The 26,995-nt window shown below is 41.1% G+C and carries 17 protein-coding genes; 4 read left to right on the top strand and 13 right to left on the bottom strand.

The window, feature by feature from the left end; all coding sequences use genetic code 11:
* Entirely contained in the window at positions 1-2,928 is a 2,928-nt protein-coding gene (locus FN809_RS09780; protein ID WP_142533337.1) for an FAD-binding and (Fe-S)-binding domain-containing protein, read from the top strand.
* A 141-nt stretch (positions 2,929-3,069) separates the two neighbouring features.
* Here the strand turns inward: FN809_RS09780 and FN809_RS09775 are convergent, their stop codons facing one another.
* The 3 genes from FN809_RS09775 to FN809_RS09765 form a co-directional block, all read right to left on the bottom strand.
* Complete coding sequence (locus tag FN809_RS09775; protein ID WP_185957523.1) at positions 3,070-6,405, bottom strand: ligand-binding sensor domain-containing protein; 3,336 nt, start codon at positions 6,403-6,405, stop codon at positions 3,070-3,072.
* Positions 6,406-6,740: 335 nt separating this feature from the next.
* Positions 6,741-8,051 carry a citrate (Si)-synthase gene (locus FN809_RS09770; protein ID WP_142533335.1) on the bottom strand — a complete coding sequence of 437 codons (1,311 nt, stop codon included), beginning with the start codon at positions 8,049-8,051 and terminating at the stop codon, positions 6,741-6,743.
* 420 nt (positions 8,052-8,471) lie between these two features.
* On the bottom strand, positions 8,472-9,869 hold the full coding sequence (locus FN809_RS09765; protein WP_142533334.1) for an MATE family efflux transporter: 1,398 nt from the start codon (positions 9,867-9,869) through the stop codon (positions 8,472-8,474).
* Positions 9,870-10,304: 435 nt separating this feature from the next.
* On the opposite strand from FN809_RS09765, the gene FN809_RS09760 reads away from it, so the two are divergent.
* The 3 genes from FN809_RS09760 to FN809_RS09750 are packed head-to-tail and all read left to right on the top strand — an operon-like array spanning position 10,305 to position 13,211.
* Positions 10,305-11,126, top strand: coding sequence for a PASTA domain-containing protein (locus FN809_RS09760; protein WP_142533333.1), 822 nt, complete (start codon positions 10,305-10,307; stop codon positions 11,124-11,126).
* Between the two features lie 13 nt (positions 11,127-11,139).
* A complete protein-coding gene (locus FN809_RS09755; protein WP_142533332.1) occupies positions 11,140-12,195 on the top strand; it encodes an RluA family pseudouridine synthase in 1,056 nt (351 codons plus the stop codon).
* A gap of 23 nt (positions 12,196-12,218) precedes the next feature.
* Complete coding sequence (locus FN809_RS09750) at positions 12,219-13,211, top strand: D-alanine--D-alanine ligase (RefSeq protein ID WP_142533331.1); 993 nt, start codon at positions 12,219-12,221, stop codon at positions 13,209-13,211.
* Positions 13,212-13,375: 164 nt separating this feature from the next.
* Here FN809_RS09750 and FN809_RS09745 read toward each other — a convergent pair whose 3' ends face one another.
* The 10 genes from FN809_RS09745 to FN809_RS09700 all read right to left on the bottom strand — a co-directional run bounded on the left by FN809_RS09745 (position 13,376) and on the right by FN809_RS09700 (position 26,969).
* A complete protein-coding gene (locus tag FN809_RS09745) occupies positions 13,376-14,131 on the bottom strand; it encodes an NYN domain-containing protein (RefSeq protein WP_142533330.1) in 756 nt (251 codons plus the stop codon).
* A gap of 249 nt (positions 14,132-14,380) precedes the next feature.
* Entirely contained in the window at positions 14,381-16,015 is a 1,635-nt protein-coding gene (locus tag FN809_RS09740; protein ID WP_142533329.1) for a S8/S53 family peptidase, read from the bottom strand.
* A 60-nt stretch (positions 16,016-16,075) separates the two neighbouring features.
* Positions 16,076-16,846, bottom strand: a complete 771-nt coding sequence (locus FN809_RS09735; protein ID WP_142533328.1) for an NAD(P)-binding domain-containing protein — start codon at positions 16,844-16,846, stop codon at positions 16,076-16,078.
* Between the two features lie 215 nt (positions 16,847-17,061).
* The gene (locus FN809_RS09730; protein WP_142533327.1) at positions 17,062-18,369 is read right to left on the bottom strand and encodes a hypothetical protein; all 1,308 of its coding nucleotides are present in this window, start codon (positions 18,367-18,369) and stop codon (positions 17,062-17,064) included.
* Between the two features lie 144 nt (positions 18,370-18,513).
* Complete coding sequence (locus FN809_RS09725) at positions 18,514-19,269, bottom strand: CHAD domain-containing protein (protein WP_142533326.1); 756 nt, start codon at positions 19,267-19,269, stop codon at positions 18,514-18,516.
* Between the two features lie 89 nt (positions 19,270-19,358).
* Complete coding sequence (locus FN809_RS09720) at positions 19,359-19,712, bottom strand: TM2 domain-containing protein (protein ID WP_142533325.1); 354 nt, start codon at positions 19,710-19,712, stop codon at positions 19,359-19,361.
* Positions 19,696-20,019 carry a DUF2752 domain-containing protein gene (locus tag FN809_RS09715; protein ID WP_246095565.1) on the bottom strand — a complete coding sequence of 108 codons (324 nt, stop codon included), beginning with the start codon at positions 20,017-20,019 and terminating at the stop codon, positions 19,696-19,698. Before FN809_RS09715 ends, FN809_RS09720 begins: the two co-directional genes overlap by 17 nt.
* A 41-nt stretch (positions 20,020-20,060) precedes the next feature.
* Positions 20,061-20,747, bottom strand: a complete 687-nt coding sequence (locus FN809_RS09710) for a hypothetical protein (protein WP_142533324.1) — start codon at positions 20,745-20,747, stop codon at positions 20,061-20,063.
* 35 nt (positions 20,748-20,782) lie between these two features.
* Positions 20,783-25,675: an nSTAND1 domain-containing NTPase gene (locus FN809_RS09705; RefSeq protein ID WP_142533323.1), complete on the bottom strand. Its 4,893-nt coding sequence runs from the start codon at positions 25,673-25,675 to the stop codon at positions 20,783-20,785.
* The gene (locus tag FN809_RS09700) at positions 25,641-26,969 is read right to left on the bottom strand and encodes a toll/interleukin-1 receptor domain-containing protein (RefSeq protein WP_142533322.1); all 1,329 of its coding nucleotides are present in this window, start codon (positions 26,967-26,969) and stop codon (positions 25,641-25,643) included. The genes FN809_RS09705 and FN809_RS09700 overlap by 35 nt, the downstream gene beginning before the upstream one ends.
* Positions 26,970-26,995 lie beyond the last annotated feature (26 nt).

Genomic DNA, 26,995 nt, shown 5'->3' with positions numbered 1-26,995 from the left:
ATGGTCCTGTCAAAAAATCAACTGCCTTACAACCAACTTTCGTCCTTATTAAAAGGCGAAGTTTCTTACCGTCATCTGGATCGCGCCCAGCATGCTACGGATGCCTCGGCCTACCGCGAAAAGCCTATGGGCGTGGTATGGCCACGCGACGACTCGGATCTAAATCTGATTGTTGATTTTGCCTATAAAAATCAAATTGCGCTCATCCCCCGTGGTGCAGGAACCTCCCTGGCCGGACAGGTGGTTGGCAAGGGATTGGTGGTGAATATGAGCAAGCACATGAACAACATTATTGAGCTCAACACCGAGGAGAAATGGGTGATAGTGGAGCCTGGCGTTGTGCTTGACGAATTGAACAAGTACCTGGCTCCCCACGGATTGTTTTTTGGACCTGAAACATCCACCTCCAACCGGTGTACAATAGGAGGTATGATGGGAAACAACTCCTGTGGATCCCACTCTCTGGTTTATGGCAGCACCCGCGACCACTTACTCGAGGTGCATGGCTATCTGGCCAATGGCGAAGAGGTGTTATTTAAAGAAATTCAAAATTGGGAATTCGAGAGTAAATGTCAGCAAGAAGGTTTAGAGGGGGATATCTATCGCGAAATAAAAAATATGCTTTCTGATGCCGCCAATATAGAAGAGATAAAAAAGGAATTTCCGCACATAGATATTCATCGGCGCAATACGGGCTATGCCATTGATTACCTTGCAGGGATGTCGCCTTTTAACGAAGAGGGTGATAACTTTAACATGTGCAAGCTGATAGCCGGGTCGGAAGGTACCCTGATGCTGGCCAGTAAAATTAAACTGAACCTGGTACCCACACCGCCCAAGCACCAGGCACTAATATGCGTTCATTTCAGTTCTTTACAGGAATCCTTGCACGGCAATATTGCCGCATTAAAGCATCAACCGCGTGCAGTTGAGCTTATCGACGATAAAATAATTGAACTGGCGGGTGAAAGTGTGGCACAACAAGCCAACCGCTTTTTTATTAGCGGAACACCTGCCGCTATACTGGTCATTGAGTTGGCACACGACAGCTTAACAAAACTTGAAAAACAAGTACAAAACTTAATTGCCGACTTTAAACGTGAGGGTTTAGGTTATGCCTACCCCATTATTAATGCCGAAAACATGGGTAAGGTATGGGCTTTTCGTAAAGCGGGGCTGGGTGTTCTCTCCAATATGAAAGGCGACGACCTGCCGGTTGCTGTAATTGAGGATACCGCAGTGTTACCTTCCGACTTGCCCGCTTATGCCAATGAAATTAACGAACTGTTGGATAGCCTGGGGAAAGACTGTGTTTTTTATGCACACGTAGGAAGCGGCGAACTACACCTGAGGCCGGTTTTAAATCTCAAGAATCCTGAGGATGTAAAACTGTTTCGAACAATTGCCAAAGCAACGGCAAAAATCGTTAAAAAATATGATGGATCTTTAAGTGGTGAGCATGGCGATGGGAGGTTGCGTGGCGAGTTTATCCCATTTATGGTGGGTGATTTAAACTATGCATTGTTCATAAGAATAAAAAATGCCTTCGACCCGCAAGGGCTTTTCAATCCGGATAAAATTGTTAAAACGCCTCCTATGAACACCTCGCTGCGCTACAGGCCGGCAAATCCAGAAAAAAAAATCAAAACTATTTTTAGTTGGGACGACACGCTGGGAATGTTGCGTGCAGCCGAAAAATGCTCAGGATCGGGCGATTGTTTAAAATCGGAGGTGATTGGGGGCACCATGTGTCCGAGTTATATGGCTACCCGCGACGAAAAGCACAGCACACGTGGACGAGCCAATATTTTAAGAGAATATTTTACCGGAAATAGAAGTGCAGATAAGCTTAGCATGGAAGATGTTCATGAAGCGCTGAGTTTATGCCTATCGTGTAAAGCCTGCAAGGCCGAATGTCCCTCGGGGGTGGATGTTGCAAAGCTAAAGGCAGAGTTTATGCACCATTATTACACAAAAAAAGGAAAGCCTGCCTCGGCACTGCTGGTAGGATATATGCCGGCCATCAACAAGTTGTTTGCGCCGGTTCCATGGCTTTTTAATCTACCCACTAAAATACCGGTAATAAAACATATACTGCCCCGTATTATCGGATTTAGTCCCAAACGTTCTATCCCCGGGATGAACAGCTTATCCGTAAAAAAGTGGGCTCGAAAAAACAAAACAGCAGGTACAAGGCAAAAAATAGTTTATTTTTTTGCCGACGAGTTTACCAATTATTTGGATAGCGACATTGGTATCAAGGCTATATTATTGCTCCAAAAGTTAGCTTATCATGTTGTGGTACCCGATCTTTTGAGTAGTGGACGTACTTATATCTCAAAAGGGTTATTAAAAAAAGCCAAAGCGATAGCCAACGAAAATATTCAATTGATGGCTCCTATTATTTCACCTGAGTGCCCTATTGTGGGTATTGAGCCTTCTGCCCTACTTACTTTTAGAGATGAGTACTTAAATTTGGTGGACGATAAGCTACTGCCGGAAGCCAAAAAAATTAAAGCATGTAGTTTTACAATTGAAGAGTTTTTGGCTAAAGAAATGGAGGCAGGCCATATCACCCGGGAGCAATTTACCAGCGAAAAACGAAAAATAAGCTTCCATGGTCATTGCTACCAAAAGGCACTCTCCAATACGGTATACCTTAAACAAGTACTCTCATTTCCTACGAATTACGAAGCGGAGGAAATTGATTCAGGTTGTTGTGGGATGGCCGGCTCCTTTGGCTTCGAGAAAGATACCTACAGCTTATCAATGAAAATAGCCGAAATGAAACTTCTACCTGCCATCAGGGCAGCTGAGCAGAGTACGCTGTTGTCTGCGTCGGGCACTTCGTGCAGGCATCAAATAAAAGATGGATCGGATAGAGAAGCCAAGCATCCGGTGGAAATTTTATATGAGGCACTGGTGTAAAGGGAGATTTTATAACTGACTGATGTTGCCGGGTGTATAAGGCTGTAGCTGCATCTCACCAGCATCTTTACCCATATACTTAATTCATAATTTATAGATCTGCCTTCCGGTTTGCTTGTGCCTTGTCTTCAGCTTTAAGCATTACGGCTTGAGTGGTTGTACCCCCATAACAATTATGTCGTCCACCTGCTCGTGACTACCCATCCATTCTTCTATTTTTTGGTGAAGAATAGCTTTTTGATCTTCTGCGGGTAGCTGATGTATATTTAGTAATAAATGCCTGAATCGGCGGTACTTAAATTTTTTACCATCGCTTCCACCAAACTGGTCGGCATAACCATCCGAGAAAATATAAAACACATCATTCTCTTCCAATTGAATATCGTGCCGCGAAAAAAGAATGTCTTTGTCTCCTTTATATCCAATAGGGAATCGATCTCCCTTATAAATAAAAATTTCGTTCTGACGAACCAGATATAGGGGGTTATTCGCACCTGCAAAAGACAGTTTTTTATTCTTTTTGTCTATTATGCACAAAGCAATGTCCATTCCGTCATCTACATTTAACAAGCGCTCTGTAATGTTTCCTTGTTTCTTTTTAAAAGTATCATTTATTTCTTTGTTGAGCCTGTCGAGAATGTAGGCCGGGCAGTATTTAATTTCGCTATTTAAAATACTCTTTAGCATATCATATGCAACAATTGACATAAATGCGCCCGGCACGCCGTGTCCTGTACAATCGACAGCAGCCACAAATATTTTATCGTTAACCTGGTGCTTCCAATAAAAATCGCCACTTACCAAATCTTTGGGTCTGTAATACACGAAGGATTGGGGCAGCACTTTTTGTATCTCACTCTCGGAGGGTAGTATTGCTTCCTGAATTCTTCTGGCATAGTAGATACTGTCCGTTAAGCTTTGGTTTATTTTAGACAGTTGCTCGCGTTGTGCTTCTATTTTCTTTTTGTCAACTGCTTTTTCGCCCATTGCTTTATAGGCTTTTTTATAATGTCGTATCTGGTAATTTATAATGGATTGAACAAGAAAGAGCAGTGCAATAAAATAAAAAGCATAAGCATAATTTGTCATCCAAATTGGAGGAACTATTTCAATGGAAATCGACAGGGGCTCATCCGTCCATACCAGGTCGTTGTTGGCGCCCTTTACGTGCAGGGTGTATTCTCCTGCGGGCAAATCCGATATATCCATCACATTATTTGTTGTAACTGGCCGCCAGTCATCATCGAACCCCTCGAGGTAGGTTTGGTATTTGTTTTTGCTGGGTTCCGAAAACTCCAGCGCCGCAAAGCGTACTTTAAGCATGGAGCTTTTTCTGTATTTCAACTTAATATGTTCCCTGTTGCGTTTGCATTTTTTTACCAGCTTGCCACGATGATACAACTCAATGGAAGTAAACACCATCTTAGGGCGATGCATATTGTAATGGATGGAATCGGGGTTGAGGTAGGCCACCCCTTTAGCTCCTCCAAAATAACAAACTCCCGACTGCGACCTGGCCACCACACCCGGGTTAAATACGTATCCGGGTAAGCCGTCGGTTTTATCAAAATTATGGATTTGCATGTTGGTTTTAATAACGGAAATTCCCTTATTGGTACTTAGCCATATGTCTGAGTTTAAATCGCAAAGCACGCCATAAACCATATCGTTGGCTAAGCCCGAGGAGTGGGTATAAAAACCCGATGTATCGTTTTTTTTATTGTAAAAACTAAGTCCCGATCGGGTTCCAAACCATATACTATGATCCAGGTCTTCCGTTATTGATAATATATAATTATTGCTTAACACAGAGATGCTGTCATGTGAATTGCGCAGGCGTCCTATTCGTTTTACAGAATCGCTGTTGCTGTCGATAAAATTAACCCCATTGCTTGTTCCTATCCAAAGTATTCCTTCCGAATCAAGGTACAGATCATTTACTTCATCGCTACATATCCCCTGTTGGTTATCTGTATCGGCAAAGTAGTTAGTGATCACACTTCCATCATATCTATACAGCCCGAACTGTGTGCCGAACCAAATATTGCCCTTGGCATCTTCCGCGATGGTATTAATTCTGTTTTGTTTAAGCAGATACTTAACCTCTTTGCTGTTGGCATACGAAAATTCGGTAATTAAACCTTTGTCTAAGTAAAAAACATAAATACCCTCCGGTGTGCCAATCCATACGCGTTGTTGCGAATCTTTACACATGGAAAGCACCATATCCTGATCTATTTTGTTCAGAGTTAAATTAACCGGATAATGATAGATGTCGCCGTTTACCTGATCAATAATCTTTATTCCTTTATCCGAAGTGCCTAACCATATCATGTTTCGTTCGTCGATGAAAATACTTTTTATATCGGCGCTGTTTAAATCTTCATATTTGGGAATGCCCGGCCTAATACTGCCAAACTTTTTTGGTTTAAAATCGGCCTTAAACAAGCCATTGTAGCGTGTACCCACCCACAGTAAGCCGGAGCTATCTTCAAACAGGAAAGTAACCTCCTCTGAACATATCATGTTTTGTGGACGATTATAATATAATTCGCTATCAAAATAAACTACATCTTGCTTTTCGTCGTATTCAGCCATTAGTAGTCCTGATTTGGTGGCTACCCATATTGTACCTGAGGAATGCTGAAGGATAGCATTTACCCCACCCATTTTATTCGATAGTTTATGGTTTATTTCTTTGGTTATAAACTTACCACTATCAACTTGTGTAATATGAAAGAGCCCCTGTTTGCCTCCCCACAGGTACGATTTGTTTGTAAGCTGAAGCATGCCGGTGATGGCTCCTACTTCGTTTGAGTAAGTACCATACCGATGATCTACCACCAAACGTTCATGCAATTTATTTTGGATATTAAACTGTGCAACTCCCTCTTTTGTACCAATCCAAAGATAGTATGGCGATTTTCTGAATATTGGAATGCTCAGCTTGTCCTGGAACTTAAAGATATTGCTGTATAAGCCATATGTGCTCAGGGCTAAAGGCTTGGTAGAGATGTTTAAGAGATAGTTGTCCGTTTTGGCCCATAAAGTTGCGTCCGAATCAACATATAATCCATAAATGTTGTCTTCGGGCATATTAAGTAAGCTGTTTCTATTGGTGCCGAAGGAGGTAAATGTTTCGGTGTTTCGGCTCCATTTACTTAATCCGTTACCAATGGTACCAATCCATATATCACCATTGGAATCTTCGGCTATACACTGAATTTGATTGCCCGATATGGAGGTGGAATCTGATAGCGTGTGCCTGAATGACCTAAAGGTGTAGCCGTTGTACATGTTTAAGCCGTCTTGTGTACCAATCCATAAAAACCCTCTACTATCCTGAAAAATAGCAGTAATACCATTGCCCGTTAAGCCCTCATTAACCGAATAGGAAGTTACACTGACATCCGAGGGCACAGCTCCGTACGCAGAAAACAAGTAAAAGCACAAACCGACTAAAATGTTATATCGCATACCTTTTAGAAAAGTCCAATTGGAAAATCTACACTTCATAGAGCCTGCTAAATTAGCAAAATGTGATTGTATAAAATCTTTTTTGACAATAAAAAAATGATTAATTAAGACGACTAATTCAGTCCGAAAATTGAATCTGTGCCGATAACGTTTGCATAGCAGCATTCATATGCTGCCTGAACTTACCCACTCGTGTAAAGTCAATATTTTAAGCAGATGGAACTAACCAATCCTTATAATTATCTGTTTTAATTAACATAAAATCCTCCGCTAAGTCGCTGTTTGTTACAAACAGATTCTTAACGAAGGATTAAAAAATAAAGAGATCAACCAATTTACTGCTTAGGCACCCTATCTATAAACCATTGAAGGGGTTCCGATTTAGGCCGTTCAATAGGTAGTCCGTATAGCCTATCCCAAATAAGTGAGGTGAGTACACCTAAGGATCTGGAAACGCCGAACAGTACCGTGTAAATAGGATACTCAGCGATTCCGAAGCTGGTTAATAACGAACCGGATACGGCATCCACGTTGGGCCATGGGTTTTTGACTTTTCCTGTATTCAATAGTACATCAGGCACCACATTGTACACTTTATTAACCAGTTTTATATACGGTGCATCAGGTATGTATTTGTTCGCAAAGTCCAGCTGTACCTGAAAGCGCGGGTCTGTTTTGCGCAGCACTGCATGTCCATAGCCCGGAATCACCCTTCCATTGGCAATAGTTTCCTCGGCGTATGCTTTTATTTGGGCCTCAGTAGGATCCTCGGAGCCAATTTCGCGTTTCATTTTATTGAGCCAGTGCATCACATCCTGGTTGGCCATGCCATGCAAAGGACCAGCCAAGCCATTCATTCCTGCCGAAAAGCTATAATAAGGGTTAGATAAAGCCGAACCCACCAGGTGTGTAGCATGGGCAGAAACATTACCTCCTTCGTGATCGGAATGAATAAGCATATACAAGCGCATCAACCGCTTAACCTCTTCGCTACTGTGTCCCATCATATGCGCCAGGTTACCTGCCCAATCGAGGCTGGGATCCTGCGGGATATGATCGCCTTTATGGAAAACCCTGCGATAGATATAGGCCGCAATAATGGGTAAGCGCGATATCAAATCCATCACTCCCTCGTATGTGGGATCCCAATAATCTTTTTTGTCCATCCCTATTAAATAGGCTTTACGAAATTGCGATTCCGTAGACATGGCTAAAATAGCCGTGTTAAATTGTATCATCGGGTGAGCGTCCTTTGGCAGGGCTTCTATCACATCAAATACATGTGACGGTATTACCTGTGCTCTGGTAGCCCACTGCTCACTAATGTGCTTTACATCTTTATTTGTGGGCAATTCGCCTGTAAGCATCAAATAAAAAATACCTTCGGGCAATGGTTCCCCGTCCTCTTTTATCTTAGGTAATTTTTGCTTTAATTCGGGAATGCTATAGCCTCTAAAACGAATACCTTCCTGAGGATCTAATTTTGACGTACAGGTTAAGAGCCCAACGATTCCTTTCATGCCGGTAAGTACTTGTTGCATGGTAATTTCTTGCAGAACAGTATTGCCATGTTCTTTCACCAGCTTATGCACCATTTCGGCTTTAGGTAAGGCTACCTCAATTAATTTTTGTTTTATATAATCCATGTTTTTTTGTTTGATGCTATAAATATACTAAATAATGTTACAATCGTATTTACATCGGTGTTAAGCACGTTATTTAACCTGATTTTTATAGTAACAATAGATGAAACGAGCCCCCGAATGGTCGGGGCAGGCTATGAGAATGCTTCTCACACTACCTGTCCCGCAAAGGCGGGAGCGTAATGATTATAATGGCGAGTTCCCCCGATGAAAAATCGGGGCAGGCTATCCCGCTATGGCGGGACAAGTTAGTGGCCAATGAAATCAATTATAAACATATGAAATAGTTCGTTCCAAGCTAAAAACATTGCTACATGATTTTTGTTCGTCATGTAATTTGTAGCCATAGAATAAAATGGATATTAGCTATAAAAGAGCGAGGTAAATATAGCGAATAAAGAAGATATCAGGTAGTTGAGGGAATTAGCTGCTTTTTTCGCTATTCGCACCAAGGGGAGTATTGTTGCTCATTTTCCTGTACATTTGAGCAAACCTGATATGCAGTAAAATGCTTCCGGCAAACAAACCAAAAAGATAACCTAACCACACGCCTATTGGTCCCATATTTAATACAAAGGTGCAGATGTATGAAATAGGCAAAGCCAATATTATCCAGGTTATAAAAGCAATTACAGTAGGCATTCTTACATCTTCTAAGCCCCGTAAAGCACCTAACCATACAGCTTGCAAACCATCAAAGAGTTGAAAAATACCGGCCACCACCATTAATGTGGCAGCAATGTTTATTACGTTTACATCATCTACAAATAGGGTGGGTAAAAAATTCCGAAGGCCAATAAATAAAATAGCGGTAAAAAACATAAAAATTATCACCTTATGTATTATGGCATAGGCCGAGTGTTTTAGGTTTGACCAGTCGCCTGCACCCAAATAATTACTCACTTTAATGGTGGCCGCGGCCGAAAGTCCCATCGACATCATATAGGTAACACTGGCCATTGAAATAACAATTTGATGCGCTGCCATCGACTCCTGATTTATCCAGCCCATCATTATAGCTCCCATGCTAAAGGCAAAAACCTCAATTACCATTTGACCGCCAATGGGCACACCAACCTTTATTACGGAAACAATTTCCTTGAAACGTATTTTAGCCTTTTTAAAAGATGCCTTGTATAACTCAAAAAAAGGCAATCGTATAAAAACAATAATAAAAGCAAGGGGCATTAATATTCGCGAAATCAAAGTAGCCCAGCCTGCACCATCTATTCCAAGCTGAGGGAAACCCGCCTTGCCAAAAATAAGGATATAGTTGAGTGCGATATTTGTTATGTTAGCAACAAGAGTGATAACCATGGCTATCCGTGTGTTGGCAATCCCTTCGGAAAACTGTTTAAACACCATAAATATACTGAAGGGTAAAATAGAGGACACCAATATTAAGTAATAAGGTATGGCCGCTTGTACAACAGCCGACTCCTGCCCCATAAACGGCATGGTAAACGAAACACCAAACATAAGCACTATCTGAAGCAGTGCGAATATAAAGTTGGCTACCAATCCTTGCTTTAGCCAGTAACCACACTTTTTGGGTTTGTTGGCACCATGCGCCTTACCCACCAAGGGCGTTACGGCAATGGCCAAACCAATGTTAACCACCAACCCTATGGTAAAAATGCTGTTGGCAAAAGATACAGCAGCCAGCTCTGTAGCACCCAATTGCCCCACCATAATGGTGTCGGCCAATCCCACTACCATTTGCCCCGCTTGCGACAGTACAACCGGCAGAGCCAATTTAAAGTTAGGCCAGTAGTGAGGCGAGTAATCGTGGTAAAACGATTTTTTTAAATATCTAAGCATCGATTAAAAAAAAACGCTGCAAAGTTAGTGTTTAAAAACTAATTGCAACCCAGGTAAAAATTAATTTGCTCCTTCTTTGATTGTAATTTTTATTTGGGCGTTACCCTCTTTGTTATATTTTACCCTTCCGTTTAAAAAACTAACATCGGGTCGGGCTTTTCGCTGCAAGTCCTCGCTAATGCTTTTCAAAAATAAAAAGTCGCGTTATACTTCGGGTAAATGGCTTCATATAGTTGTTAACCTTACCGGGCTACGGGCTTTCCGCTTCAATCCCTAACGCGCTTCATTGGGGTAAGCGCACAAAACGTTTAATAAGTATGTAATTCAAAAAAAAACTATAAGTCACTTCCATTCGCAGCCAACAATAAATTCTTTGGGCTAATAATTAACTATTTTGTATTATTTTTGTCACCGTCTCGATAAAAACATAAGCTTATGTCGCTACCTAAATTTTTAATCAGCAAAAAGTTCCTTATTCATATTGCCTCCGCCATTGGATTAGTGGCGGTAATTCTGATAACAACCTTTATTAGTCTGAATGTATACACCCATCATGGCGAGAGTTTTGCTACACCTGATTTTTCAGGACTTACTGAGTTGCAATTTATTGATTTAGTACAGCAAAAAAATCTACGTTATAAAATTATCGATTCAGTACACATTTCGGATGTTACGCCCGGTGTAGTGGTGGAACAAACCCCCAAGCCCGGTAGTCATGTTAAAGAAAACCGCACTGTTTTTTTTACCATCAATGCGTATTCTTCCGAACAGGTGCCTATGCCTCAATTGGTAGATTTTTCCTTACGCAATGCCCAGGTAACACTTGAGTCCTACGGAATCCGGGTAGGACAGTTAATTTATATTCCTTCGGAATATACACAATTGGTGCTGGGACAACATTATCAGGGCAAACCCATTAAGCCGGGTACACTGATAGCCAAAGGTTCGTATGTAGATTTATTGGTAGGTCAGGGATTAAGCGACGAAAAAACAGCCATTCCTAACCTGTTGGGTAGGACACTTGAAGAGGCCAGAGCAATATTGCAAACCAATTCATTAAATATAGATGCCGTTATTTACGACGATAGCATACCTACTGCCGAGGACAGTTTGCGCGCTTTTGTTTGGCGCCAGTTGCCTCAATCTGAGACAGGCAAGAAACTACGGCTGGGTTCATCCTTAGATATTTGGCTTACGATTGATTCAATGCGCTTAATGCCTGATACTTTAATTCAGACCAGCCCAACCCCCTACTAATACTAAAGACAAAATGAGCGAGGAGAAAGAGAACAAGGAGCAATTTGAAGAGTGGGAAGATGGGGCGAACGAGATGTTTGAGCATTTCCGCTTTGTGGTAGATGAAGGGCAAAAACAATTGCGTATTGACAAGTTTTTGGTCAATAGGATGGAAAAATCGTCCCGAAACAAGATACAGGAATCTGCTGCTGCCGGTAATATATTGGTGGATGGCGTGGCGGTAAAGGCCAATTACAAGGTAAAACCCAACGATACCATTACCATTGTGATGGAGTATCCACGCAGAGAGATTGAAATAATACCGCAAGACATACCCTTAAGCATTGTTTACGAAGACAATCACCTGATGGTCATTAACAAAGATCCGGGTATGGTAGTACATCCCGGTCATGGTAATTATTCAGGTACTTTAGTCAATGCATTGGCCTACCATTTAAAAGATTTACCACTTTTTAATGCCCTGGATCCCCGGCCCGGATTGGTACACCGCATCGACAAGGATACATCGGGTTTGTTGGTGGTGGCCAAAACGGAGCAAGCAAAAAATCATCTGGCTAAACAATTTTTTGATAAAACGAGCGAGCGTAGTTATACAGCGTTGGTATGGGGCAATATGGACGAAGAGGAAGGTACGGTGACCGGACATATCGGACGCAGCCTGAAAAACAGGTTACAGATGGTGGTTTTTCCTGATGGCGATTTTGGTAAGCATGCCGTTACGCATTACAAGGTGCTGGAACGCCTGGGTTATGTTACCCTGGTACAATGTGTGCTGGAAACAGGCCGAACCCACCAGATACGCGCTCATATGAAATACATTGGACACACTCTTTTTAATGATGAACGGTATGGCGGAAACGAAATACTGAAAGGAACCACTTTCACTAAATATAAGCAGTTTGTTCAAAATTGCTTCAAGATACTACCCCGACAAGCATTACATGCCAAATCGCTGGGTTTTGTACATCCGCATACAGGCGAAAAAATGAGTTTCGACAGTGAGCTACCTCAGGATATGGCCCTGGCCGTGGAAAAATGGAGAGGGTATATTGCTAATCGGCACGAATAGTCCGGACTGATAATAGAAGAAGCATGAGTAAAAAAAATATAGCCGTTGTTTACGGCGGCGACTCCTCTGAGATAGTGGTTTCGCAAAACAGTGCCAAAGGGGTAATGTCTTTTATCGACGCTGTAAAATACAATGCAATACCCGTTTTAATAACACGCAAAAAATGGGTGGCCCGGATCGACGGACAGGATTATCCCATTTGTAAAGACGACTTTTCGTGTACCGTCAAGGATAAAAAAATAAACTTTGATTGTGCCTATGTTACCATTCATGGTACGCCCGGCGAGGATGGGAAGTTGCAGGGCTATTTTGATATTATCGGGATGCCATACACCACCTGTGGGGTGCTGCCGGCTTCGCTCACCTTTAATAAATTTGCCTGTAACAGCTATTTAAAGGGTTTTGGACTTAAGGTGGCCGATTCGGTTTTGGTATTAAAAGGGAATGATTTTGATGTAGAGCAGATAATTGAAAAGCTGGGGCTTCCCTGTTTTGTAAAACCCAATGCAGGCGGTTCGAGCTTTGGCATAAGCAAAGCCAAAACAATAGCTGATGTTGCACCGGCCATCCATAAAGCTTTTGCGGAAAGCGATGAGGTAATTATTGAGCAGTTTGTGCAAGGAAATGAGTTTACCTGTGGCTTGTACAAAACAAATAAGGGCGAAACCATTTTTCCGATTACCGAAGTAATACCTGCCAACGAGTTCTTCGACTTCGAGGCCAAATATACGCCCGAAAAAGTACAAGAGATAACGCCCGCTCGTTTGCCCGGGGAAACGGCAGATAGGATAAGGAAAGTTACCTCACTGGTTTACGATATCTTGGGCTGCAAAGGCATAGTGCGCGTAGATTATATTTTAAGTGGGAACAACATCTTTTTGTTGGAGGTGAATACAGTGCCGGGCATGACACCTACCAGCTTTATACCTCAGCAAATAGCCGCCGCCGGACTGGATATCAAAGCCGTATTTACTGATGTTATCGAGAGCTCGTTGGGGGTGGTAGCTTCTGATTAGGAGAAGCACCTGCACAGCCTAAAGCCAATAAAAATTATCCAATCGAAATTACGGTGGTATCCCTTACCTTTTATCCACCCTCTTACCAAGTGCTGCTTTTGTAGTTATTCTATCATTTATTGACAATTAAATAGGGATAAGGTATCAAGCGCAGGTTTTCAGTGTTACTTCCGCTTGCCTCGTGGAGCCTTGGTTTTATTTCGCACAAAAATAAGTTTGTTACGCCCTTTGGGACTGTCTCTTTGGTCTATCTCAAAGCTGTCGATGGAATTGATTAGGGGCGTTAGTTTCGGAAAACCGAAGTTTCGGGGGTCAAAGTTAGGTTGTTTTTTTTGCAGTAAACCACCTACATCCCCCAAAAATGCCCATCCGTCGTCTTCCGACAAATCATCGATGGAGCTGGCGATGAGTTTAATTTCTTTATTTGTAATCTTATCTACCGCATCTTTACTATTGTCCTTATCGCTGTCCGATTCATTTTCTTTGGATCGGTTTTTCAATATCTCAATATAAATAAACTTGTCGCAGGCTACAATAAAGGGGTTGGGTGTCTTTTTTTCGCCTATGCCTATCACCTGCATCCCGGCTTCGCGCAAGCGTGTTGCCAGGCGGGTGAAATCGCTGTCGCTGGATACGATACAAAATCCATTTACCTTTTCAGAATAAAGGATATCCATTGCATCGATAATCATAGCCGAGTCCGTGGCATTTTTTCCGGTGGTATATCCATATTGCTGTATAGGGGTAATGGCATTTTCGAGCAGCAGCACCTTCCATTTTGTCAGGTGCGGTTTGGTCCAGTCGCCATATATCCTTTTAATGGTAGGATTTCCATATTTTGCTATCTCTTCCATCATTGCTTTTACCGAAGCTGATGGTATATTGTCGCCATCAATTAAAACGGCCAGGTTCATATTCATAGTGTTTTTTTTAATGCCATATTTGCAAACGTAAAAATACGTTTATCCATCGACGTTTCATAATAAAATGGCAAGCTTTGCCCATGCCTTTACGTCAAAGCAGGTATACAACCGGAGTGGAAGCGTGGGTGTGTCGTAATTTCAGCTATACTATATCCATTACTCCAAGTACCTTTAAATAAAAACTGAGCCTGTACAAGCCGGAATCCATTAGGTAAAAGCGTTTTTTTTAAATATCGGAATAAATTTCTAATAGCCCCAATCATCAGCAAACCCCTTCACATGGCTTTTCAGTTCTGCGGATTTTATTTTGTTTTCTTCGGACGATACGATATGCTTCATTTTTATTTTGGCATCCTTGCTGGCTCGTTGTTCTACCTTCTGAAATATGTTGTCGTCGTTTTCTTGCGACTCGATTTTAGCGCAGCAAGTGTGGAAGGTGATTTCTTTGTTTAAGATGTAGTCGTTCCAGTCTACCATAAGGCTTTTTTTGCTGCACTCATCTGTTTTCGATGAGGTATGGTGCAAGCTTTCGGGCATGGGCAGGGGATGCTTTAGCAAGGAAAGCACATCCAGTATACCGGCACCATAAATTTGCGTATTCCAGCCGTCGGGTCTGCGGGCACTCTCTTTCAGACAATTCCTGAATGCTTCTACTTTTTGCCAGGGCTTAAGATACAGGGCGTTTAACTTATCCTGACCGTGGTGTGCTAACCAAAGAGCGGCTGCTGCTGCTGTTATAGGCGTTGAAAACGATGAACCCTCACTCCACCTATATGCGTATTTCTTTCCTTTGCGGGAAAAAGGTACGTACATATCGAGTCCGGGTGCCGCAATATCTACCTCTTTGCCACCAAATCCCTTTTCCCAGGCCTTATTGTCAAAGGTGGAAACCGTAGCCGTGATGGTTTCGGGAAATTTAGCCGGGTAGGTCCATATTTTTTTTACACCTTTTATATGGCTTCCCGGTGCCGCTACCCAGATAACCCCATTTTCGTAGGCTTCCCTGACAGCCTCTTTCCAGCTCCTGATTCTAAGCAATCCGGCATGACTCATGGTAATTACCTGACATCTGTCTATCATAGCCTGGCGGGCAGCGTGAGCCATTTTGTTGTTAAAGGAGACGATGGTTTCCGATATGCGGTAGGGTATCAGGTTCAGGTGTGGGAAAACACCGTTGGTAAAGTCGGGTGCATCGCCTGTAATACCCCTGTTGTTGGTATTGATACCCACAATAATACCTGCAGTTGAAGTGCCATGGGAAGCCCATTTGAAAGGACGTGCATTTCTGAGTCTGTCTTTTGCATTTCGTTTGGATGGCCGTCCGATAAATATGGACAGGATGCGATCCAGAATGGTATTTACATAATTGTATCCCAGCTCCCGTTTTACTTTCGAGAGTTCCGGATGGTCTGTATAGCCAGTGTCCAGATGGGCCAGATTCAGGTTGGTCTCGCCCCCGTTGTAATGTCCTTCGCCAATTTGGTATTGCGCCTTGGCGTAGGCTATGGCCTCGGGGAACTTACTGTTGCTGAGATACCATTTAGGATCGGGGCGTCCTTTTTGGCGAATGTTCTGCATTTCGTTCAGCGGAGCCTCGTCTTCCTCCAATTCAAAAGATACCTTCGTTTTTATGATGGGATCTACATCCAGCACCCCATCAATATTGGCCAGCATTTGCGCTTTGTCCCAAACCAACGAGCGGGAAGAAAAAAGTTTGAACGAATAAATGTTCTTTAATCTGTCGTTTTTCAGATTATGGCTGTTTCTGCCAAACGCGGGTCTTGGGGTAACTTTAAAGATTTGCTTTATCTGAGTTAAAGCACGCTGTTTCTCTTCTTCGTTATCGCTTATTAACACTTCAAAATTGTAATATTTAAACATCGCTAAAATTTTTAGAAGGTTATACTGTGTAAGAAGTATTACGTGGCCATAGACCTATGTTCATGCACCATTCATCAAGTTGGGATATTTAAAGGTAAAATGCAATATATCTTTGATTTTTTTGTTATCCACAATTTTATACGCGTTGCTTGCCTCCTCGTTAAAAGCGGGTTTGGTGCGCCCCACCTTGAGGATTTGGCTGGTATAAAATTCACGACGGGTGGGGTGGGTGTCGGTACAGCCGTTAAATAGCTGGTTCCATGTTTCAGAAATGATTATTTTTTGGATGATGCGGATGCAATCGTCGCGATGAATAAAGTTGACGTAACCCTCGGGATGGTCTATGATTCGTCCTTCAGGAAAAAAATTGCCCGGTTTACGATTGTAGCCGTAAAGCCCTGCAAAGCGGATAACGGTGGTGGCGATGTTAGGGTTAGATCGGAAAAGTTGCTCAATACGTACCAACGGAACATCTTTAACCGGAGTGATTTCGTTTACCACCGTATTGTTACTTGGATAAACGGAGGTGGAGCTGATAAAGATGACCTTTTTAATGGGTGATGCATTAATTTTCTCCATCAGATACTTAAAGTCCTCGATGCTTTTTGAGGTGATGGCCACAATAAGGATATGGGCATGCAAAAATTCGGCATATGGATTGTTTCTTTTGCCTATGTGGATAAGATAGGGGTGGGCACCCATTGCTTTAATCTGCTCTATTTTATCGGGGTTAGTTGTGGATCCGTTGACTGTATAACCATTGTTAACTAATTCGCCGGCCAAAGGCAGACCCAACCAGCCACAGCCCATTATGCTTATTTTTTGTTTCATAGCGGAAGTTATGTTTGTGTTTTTATTAGTTGGCAGAGATGCATTGTTTCTCTTTGAAAACCTCAATTTTATGATTCGCTTATCTCTTTAGTGACCGATAAGTAGATGGGCTACAGATGGGTAGCCCGCCCAGCTTTATAAATAACCTTGTTAGGGAATTGTATATTTGTTAATAGATTTTATATTTAATGCAAGCGGTTTGCCTCTATAATTTTTTATTCGTTCACCCCCGTTTGGAGTTTTAGTGCCGGCAGTTGGTATTTAACGGTCACCGGCCCGTAGCCCAGATCGAGCTTTGTTTCGCCTTCCAAATCGTAATGATTTGTTTTGCCTGTCACAAAATCAAGTATGCCCTGGTTGCCCTTACTCCAATCGATGCGCAGAGTAAGTGTCATTTCTTTTTTTGAGCGGGCTGCTATGGTGGTGTTCGCATCAGTAGGTGTGGCATTAAACAATAAGGGCTCCCAGTTTCCATCTCTAAGATGATTGAAAAAAGATGGCGACTCCACGGCAAAATAGTTGGGATTGTAAATCACAAACGGAACCCGTACTTCTAAACCATGTATGTTAGCTCCGGGATAGGTAATGACCAGATCTTCATCTAAAAAATTATCCCAGTTGTATTTAAAATTATTCCAGTTACTTAGCACTTGATTGCCTACAATGGGTTTGGCAAAAGTGTTTAAAAAATGATCCATCACCAGCTGGCCTTCCGGGTTCAGTTTTTCTAAGTGCGTTTCCCAATCATTTTTGTCGATGCCGGGTATGCCGGGAGCTGCGGTCAGTGTTTCAAGTAACAGGCCAATCTGCTCCGACAGGGTATATTCGATACCCAACACATTTACTTTAGTGTTAATCAGGGTGGCTACAAAATCATCGGCCGGGGTGTCCGGGTAACGTGCTTCCATCATACTCGTTACAAAGGGAGCAAAGGCATCTTTATATTTTTCCAAGTCCAGTTGTTCCATATGACCTATAAAAACCATATGAGCGGGTTGATTTGATAAGCGTATTTCCGGAAGTAAGGGGAAGCGCAGTGTGTCGCCATAGCTAAAGGAGAGGGTGTGATATCGTAGCGCCTGTTTCCCAAAGATGGTGGGTACTTTGATGCCGTAATCGGCCAAATCTATTTTAACATCGGCAGCAAACTCCAGGTAATTGTCCTTGCCCAATACATCCAGGTTTTTAATGTTTTGTTGGTTTAAATTGATTTCAAAAGGGTATCGTTTTGTCACCACAGAATTGCCTTTTAAAACAAAGCTTTGCACGGGTTTTATATCGGCGATAAATTTTTTGCCATTGATTTTCAGATTGAAGTCATGCCGGGGTATGGTAATGTCCTTGTTAAAGGGATTGGAGAACAAGAAACGAAGGTTCACCTTTAAGGTCAATTCTGATAAATCCGACTCGGACTGTATGCTTTGTATTTCGGGACCTTGAAAACGAACCGAAGGTACTTTTTCGTATACTTTGCAAGCGCCGGCCAGCATTAGGGTCAACAAAAAGGCGAGAAATGTTTTCATGGCAACGGGGTTTATGCGTACCCATGCAAAACGGAAAAGGGGGGCTTATTGTTTAAGTGTTTAGCCTGAATGTGCTTAAGGGTAGTGCCGGTTTACGTAAAACATTCCCCTTGTATCTTTTCGCTATACCCTGTTGGTTGCGCTTCAGGGGATCTGGATGTTTTTGAGTATGTTTTGCCTTTTGTGCTGTAGTAGCGCATAAATTTTGTCATCCGGAGCCACTTCTATGTTGCGGATATTTTTTTCAAACACCACCCAATCGTGCCATTTTCCCAAGGCCTTGGCCTGCTGTTTCTTTGTGTTGATGATTTTGGGGTTAATATTTTCGCCCAACACATTTTTGATAACGGTGAGCAGATAATATTGTTCTTTCACCCTTCTTCTGATACGATGATAGTCGCACTCGTTATGTTCCAATTCTGCAATAATGCTGCTTTCATCCTTTTGTATTTTATTTTTTAGCTGATACAGCATGTCTGTCGTTTTCAGATAAGTAGTTTCTTTAAAGGCAAGTGCTAAATCTGTTTGTACTTTGTCCAAATCTATACCCTGCAATGCTGTAGCGATTTGCTTTCGGGCTTGTTGCGTGTTTTTACAGGCCTTCCGTTTTAATTCTTTGTGTGTTTTATAGGGCAATATCTCCTGTCCGTACGCTATGCTCAACTGGTTGTCGCGCACAATACCGGTTAATTTAAAAAGTGTTTTTACTGCCAGCGATTCACCAAAGCCATCGGGGAGCTGCACTTTACACCACTTTAACAACTTAATAAGAGCGAACAACTGCTTTAAATCGAGCCTTAAATTATGGATGTCGTTCATATCCGCATCCAGGTTCGACTTTAGTATGTTAGCCCTAAACGATGTCAATAAAATGCCTGCATGTCTCCCCAATCCCTTCATAATTTATTTTTTATTTTAACACGGAATGTTAATTAGAGATAAGGGCAATAGTATCCATATATCCATAGCTTCGGTAAAGTATTGGCTAATTACCTAATCATAGACATATACGCTTTAAGCTCCTGAGCCACTTTTTGATTGTGCTCCAAGGCCAGTGATTTATAATTGACCATATCTACAATGGTACCTATTAAGCAAAGGCCGGCTGTAAAAAAATACAATATCCCCATGCCTATCTGGTTAATAATAAAACGGTGTATGCCTGATATGCCCAGTAAGCCGATGGCGGCAAGTATCAATATCAATTGCGGGTCTTTTCGTCGAGATCTGTACAACACGGCGAATTTCTCCACTTCATTGTCGGTGTTATCTTTGAGCAGAGCATCGATAAAAGTAGCTTCTTGCATGTCCAGTTCCGGAAAATAGTTAATGATTCTGTTCATCTGCGTTTATTTGTACGTGTTTATATTTAAAAAGTCGAAATATCCTGAAAGATAAAATAATTACGGCAAAAATTCCTAAAGGGTGGCTTTTAAACGACATCAGTAGTTCGCCACGTGCTAAAAAACCAATGGCATGTCCCAGTCCGCACCCCGGACAAAAGCCTATGCCGCTGTTTTTTATAAGGCATAGGGAGTAATGCCCACTCGCATAGGGGTCGGACCAGGCCATAAGGCCCAGGCCAAGCACCCAGGCGATGGCCTCGAAGTATTTTTTAAAATATGTGATAATTGTTTTAATAGTCATCATTCAGTTTATAATTTCTACATTATTACAAGAATATCAATATATTAAGAATTTGTTTGATGCAGGTATCCTCCCTGCTTTAATTGTTGCTCCAATTTTTCGAGGGCTTTTGCTCCTTTTTTGATGTCTTTGAGCCACTGTCTGTTTTCTAATGATAATTGATAGCGCCTGAAATATTCGAACTTGAGAAGTTGAAGAAAGGTTGGATTAGGAGTGGTATTAACGGGTTTATGATTTATGATTGTTTCAAAATAGTTTATTCTTTCCGTTTCTGCCGTTGCTCTGGTCTCCATCCAGCGTTCGATCAATTTTTCTGTTTTAATACGCTTAAAACACATAAAAGCATAAGTTGTGGCCGCGACTATGCCTAAAGTTATCAGACCAATATATATGTCTTCAATTTTTCCGGCGTAATAGGCATCTGTCGGTAAAAATTTGCTTATTGCACCTGATGTTGTCAGAATAACGGTTAAACATAGCAGCATAAAAACCGACTTGTTTGCATAGGAAGTAAGTTTCTTGTATTTGTTTTGGTAGTCAATGGCATCCCGATCCTTCTGGTTATACATCCGGGCGGCAGATTGCACCGCGCTATTGTTGAGAATACAGGAGAATTCGGGTGCTGTATGCTTATATTTTGCAGCATGCGCTTTAATATCTAAGATATAATCGTTGATCTCTATGTACCCTATTATTTGTATGGCCTTATCTATCTGTTGATTGGTTTCCATAATGGCTATATGTTTCAATGATAAAGTGGTGGGCATCAATCCGGGTCAAGCGTATCTAATAAGTTTGCTGCCATGTGATATTCATAAAAACTGCCTATTTTTGTTGAAAGAACTGTATCTAAGTATTCCCTGCAGGCTTTAATATCGCCATTGGCATACTTATACAGCGCTGCATAAAAAAACGCTTCGCATCGGAGCGATTGATAGGAACTTATGTTGGAGAAGCCGTGCTTTTCAAATGCTGTTTCCTTCGCCAATGGCTCCAAGAGGGTTTTATCATCTACATGTCCCAGGTAATATCCAATCAGCATCTCTCTAAAAACCTTAAAATCATTATCCATCAGGCGGTTACTCCAGGTTGTTCTGTCAATTGATGCCCATCTGTGGTTTAGTTTGTTCTCGGCCTCTTCCTTTTTTCCGTTCTTCATTAAATGAAAGTACCTTAACATCAGGATGTAATCCTTATAGTCATGATCTTCTTCGATGAATTTATTACAGCAGTATTCGGCATCAGGACTATTCAGTAATACTTTAACCATAGCCAGTTGAAAGTAATACCAAGGTTTGTCGTCCGGGTAACGTTCTGCAATGGATGATGCTTTGCTTAATTCTTTTTTGGTTAAATAAAACATGAATTGATCCCTCAATATACCTGTAGTGTCTTTCTCTCCGGATGATTTAATAATCAGTATTTCTTCAGCGGCTTTTGTATTGTTAGTTTGTTGATAAAGGTTGTACAAATAGGAAATTGCATTTAAATTGTCAGGCAAATTATCCGCATTTGCCACTAAGCTTTTTAAAATTCGGATGCCCGTATCCACGTTATTCTTCCAGTCATCTTTGCCTGTGTAAAACGATAACCTGTAATAGGCCTGGCCTCTGTGATAATCTATCCATGCTTTTCTGGCTGTTATGTTCCCGGGAATAGATGCTTCGGCTTTGTCTAAATAGGCTAAGGCAAGTTTAATCATTTCATAATTGTTTTGAGAAGCCAGGTGATACCCCATATAATAATTTACCCAGTAATGGTCGGGATAAAGGTTGGTGAGATCAATCAATAATTCATTACTCCATTTAAAACCATAAAAATGCTGACGAATTAAATCTATAACTTCTTTATACATGATAGAAATATCGTCGGAAGGCCACTCTTCTATGGCCTTTATAAATAGCTTTTTAATATGTGAAATATTTTTTGGCGAAGTGTACCTGACATTATTTCGTAAAAGGAGATATGCAAATAAGTATTCATCCTGAACGGACCACCCAATATTTTTGGGCAGTTTGTTTAATTTATCAATAAGCTCATCCGTATTTTCATAAAAGCTTTTCTGCTGATAATAATTCAATAATAGGATAAGTGCCGATCGGTATTTTTGAGGGTTGTCGGTATAATTGGAGTTGTTAATATATAGCTCCAGGTCTCTTACTTCGCTCCGGTAAAGGAGTGTGGCATCTTCAATCCTGCCGGGCCGAATTTTAAACGACAAGATATTATCAATATCGTACAAAATATTGTCCGGATACATGGATAGGAATATTTTTTCCGCTTCTTTAGGATTTCTGCTAACCGCTTTTTTAAATAATTCTTCGGCCTGATCGATCGCGTTAACGTTTAAATTATTGATACCTTGTTTTATCCAGACGGATATTCTGTTGTTGGAGTGTAGGGATGTTGTATCGAAGCGCGCAGCTTGTGTTTTAATTAGAGATTTTCGAACCATATGAATATCCAAAGGATGAAAATCTGTTTGAAACCAAAAAACCAATGACTTTAACATCCAGTTGGTTTGGTGTATTGTGTTCTCAAGCGGGATTGCGCTTATAGCTTTGTCATACTCCCGCTGGTCGATGAATTCATTCTCCTTCTGCTCTGCCAATAATACCGAACGTAGGATGTTTTTTAAGTCGGTAACAGAATAGGTGTTTTTTAGCCATTGCGAATAGGCTGTGTCATTTGTTAGTAATTCATCATTAGTCCATTGGGGCGTAATCCAATAAGTGCGAAATAAAACGGCACGATTATATAAAAGTTGCGACAGATCAGAAAATATTGCGTCTGGGTTTAGTGCTACAGGGCTGGCCAGCGGGTTTGATGCACTTTGATTTAGAATTTCAATCCGTACTTCGTTTTTGGCCAAGGTTTCACTAATATGAAATTTAACAGGAGGAACGATAAAGCCAAACTTCTGGTTTAGCCGACTCCTAATTCCATCGATAGTGGAAACAAGTTCAGGTTTTAGTGTATAAGTATACGATTCGTAAAAATGGGTGTTTAGATTTTTGGCCGTATAAATTCTTATTTTAAAATTTTTGGCAGATTCCTGCAAGTTTAGGGTTTTTACATAGTGCTTTGGCTCATCTGAAGGTATATGTATGGTGATAGGAGCATGCTTGTTACCATACAATTCAATATTATCCATATGTGGGTTCAGGGTGTGGTTAATGGCACGCTTCGCTGCTGATTGACTGCTATCTTTAGGATAATTGGCCAGGTAGTCGAGATACAAGGGCAAGAATTTTAGTTTATGATTAGAGCGTACAATTTCGATTAAATCCTTAGTTACTCCCTCAATGCCATTTCGAGCCCTGAGAGCTTCGAACGTGGTAACTGAATCTTTTTTGTAGGTTTCAGCAAGTAATAGACGTGTTACCTCATGGTTAATCAGTAATTCGGGATGATCCAGCAATTGATTGGCAAACAGGAATGCCATACCCTTTTCTCCGGGGTAGGTATAATAATGCCCGGCAACAGCAAATACGGGTTGTGTCCACTTGGGAGCCAGGTAATATGGCCCGCCATAGGTAAGTTCATTAACGGGTATCCATTCCTTTTTTCGATCTTTAACGAAAACCTTTAGCCTTGTATCTTTTTTAATGTTTGCAATGCTTATTAATGTCCATCCTTTCTTTAGTAGCGTTTTATAATGATAACCCTTCACATCAGGTGTTTTAATTATCATTTGATTAATATTTAGAGCATTATCTGTAATAAATTTAACTTTATCCGGAACCGGGATCCCCCAAGATTCAGCAAGTTCGTGGGCGTATGTTTTCCAATGAAAGTTGAAAGTCTGGTAATAAAAAAAGTAATCCGGGTGATGACATAAGGTTAATGGCCATTCTGGTTGATCCTGCACTAATTCAATCTTACCTGAAGGGAAGGTTAATCCATATCTGTCCGGGATATATGCCTCATACTCCCTTAATAAAGAAATCAATGTATCGGTGCTGGCTGCACCACCTTTCCACCACAGGTAATTTACTGCACCGGCAATAAATTGTTCTTTCAAATAATTTTTTCCATTAAGATACTGGAGGGTATCGAATTTGCCCCGGGTTCTTTTAAATTCTTCTCTTTGCTCTGCCTCAATTTTTTCTAATCTCTTTTTTGCTAACCTTGCATTTTCTTCCGCAATAATTTTCTGAGTATCGGCTTTCTGTTTCAGCTCTTCTGCTTTTTTTCTTAAAATCATGGCTGTGTTCCGCTCTGCCTCTGCTATCTCTGTTTGCTTATCGGCTTTTTGCTTTTCATCTCTTAGTGATGCGGAAGTAACTTTTAATTCTATGTTTTTTTCTTCTAGTGCCAACTGCTGAGTATCTTCCTTTATCTCCCAAATAATGATTAAGGGGATTGCCACCACGATAATCATACCGGCCACTGCCATGAAAGCCATTTTTATTCTCTTTTTCCGGTCCAGTTTTCTTTGTCGTTCTTTTTTTCTGGTTGCGATGATATGTATTAAACGGTCGTGTATAAGCTCTACATGATCCCTATCCGACCAAATTTCTTTTCTAAGAATCCTACGGTCGATTAATTGCCTTATCTCAGCTTCAGTGATTAGCTCTGAATCTATTAAGTCTGCTATAGGTTGCAGCTTCCTGTGACCATCGGCAGTAAGCATCTTCTCTTCGATTAGTTGTTGTGCTTCGGGCGACAGGGACTTGATATTCTGGAGATAGAATTCTTCCATAATATCGGCTACCTTTATATTTTTAAGCAGTTCATTAGTTATTTTGGGTAACTTATTGTCAAGGCGCTTTTTATTTATCTCGTCACAAACCAGGCTCAGAATAAAGGGCTCATATTTTTCCTGATGTAAACTGCTTGCCTCCGTAGCTTTAACTTCTTTGCCTTTAAGTTGAATTAGCTGCAGTATTTTTTTGGCTTCTTTTTCGTCAATGATGTTTTTTCCCGGCTTAAGGATGGCATCCAATGCCTGTTTTTTGTTCATTTGAACTATGCGAAACCTGCTGCGCTTTAAAGACGGTATCTGCCTGCTTAATGTTTCCAACTGGGGCAAATAATCTTCGCGCAAGCTTATCAGGACTCTGTAATTCTGAGATTTGCCGTCCAAAGATTTTGCTTTATTACGGGTAGTGTTTTGATAAGAAAGCGGTGTTTGATTTTCGATAAAATCAGTTAGCTCGGTAATCAATTCCTGGGTGCTTTGGTCTTTGGAGCTTCCCCGGGTAAATAATTCCTCAAACTGATCGAAAATAAATACAGGTATGGCATAACCGTCCAGGATTTTGTGCGAATGAAAATATTCCCAAAGCGTTTGTGATTCGAATTTAGGTAGTGATGGGTCGATGCTATTAATTTTCTCAATTATTTCATCCTTCAGGCTGTCCACGACACTTTTGCCTTTGATGTCAAAATTAAACCGCAGGTCGATGGGGAAATAGTCAAGTTTTCGAAGCTTAGGCATCAGCCCCGCCTGAATCAATGATGTTTTTCCGAGGCCGGATTGACCGGTTAAAGTGGTTATCGTATTTCTTTCTACTAAATGGAGCAGTTCAGTTATATCGCTGTCCCTGCCAAAGAAATAATCCTTGTGGGCTTCGGCAAACGGAGAAAGGCCAAGGTAAGGATGATCACTATCCACGGCTCTAACCGGAATGTTTTGCATCGCTTTCGTTTTCATCGCTAATCGGTTTTAGTCGTGCCTTGAGCACTTGAATTAATTGAGGAGTGTCAAGGGGAGCGATAGTTAATTGACGGAAATTGGAAGGTATGCCAATGTCTGTAACCTGGGTATCGTCTATTATAATAGGGTGTATAAAGGAGTGGGTGTCGGATTCCTCCTCGCGTGTTTTTCTTCTGGCAATAGCGCGATCCCATTCAATACTATACACATAGCTTTCTTTGTTGGAGATTGAGGATTGCGAGATGACCGGGATAAAGAGATCACATTCTCTTATCTTTTCAATGATTTGCTGCCTGTAATTATCCCCGGAGTGGAGTTGATCTTTATCTAACCAAACGTTAAATCCATGAGCGAGCAGTTCATTGTATAACGCAAGAACGGTATCTTTATCGTGGTGACTATAGCTAATAAAAATGGCACCATTATATCTCATTTGCTGGTTTGTACTGTTTTGTTGTATCCATTTATTGTATAGTTCGTCGATAAACTTAATGGGGTTGTCGTATTTCTCTTGCGACAGACATACAATGCTGGTTTTAAAATGTTGCAAGAAATGGGATAACTTAATGTCTTTGTGGACATAATTATCAGCTATGTATTTTAGTTTGGAATCAATGCTGAATGGTTCGTGGGTTACCGAGCGGATAAAAAACCGCAGTAACCAGTTGGGAAAGTCACAACCCAAAAAAAGCAAACGTTTTCTTTCCAATTTATCAAACAGGTACCTGCCTACATTATTGTCGTCGTTTAACGAAAAAATATACTCTAAAACTTCCTCTTCGGTAATAGCACATGTTTTATTGAAAGAACCTAATATTTTAAATACCGTGGGTCCAACATTGTCAGTATCCTCTTGAATTAATGTTTGCGCTATGGGTGGTTGGGTATAATAAATCGTGTTTACTTTTTTGGGAGGGGTACAGCGTTCACGTTCTAAAATTTGCTCAAAAATGGGATCGAAATTCGTTGAGATAAAAAAGTTAAACCCGGTAATTCTCGCCAACTTTTCAATATGATCGACTATTAAAATATTCTCTTTGTCAATGTCCTCTAAAAAGTCCTCAATCTCATCCATTAGGGTGCTGTTACGTTGGTTTTCCAGAACAAACTCCCTAAAGTTAAGCCCCTTTACATCAATGTTTAGCTTTGTACCCAGCTTTTGCGTTATATACGCATACAGAGGGATGTGTTCATCCCCCTTTTTAATGATAAGTAAATCGTTGCCAATAACCGGAACAACTTTGTTCTTGCTTATTAACTTTAATATCATATCCCAGTCAATGTTGCTCATCACTTTGGTAATTTAACAATCCCTAA

Source organism: Saccharicrinis carchari (genome assembly GCF_900182605.1).
Classification (GTDB): domain Bacteria; phylum Bacteroidota; class Bacteroidia; order Bacteroidales; family Marinilabiliaceae; genus Saccharicrinis; species Saccharicrinis carchari.
This window is presented reverse-complemented; position numbering and strand designations above follow the sequence as displayed.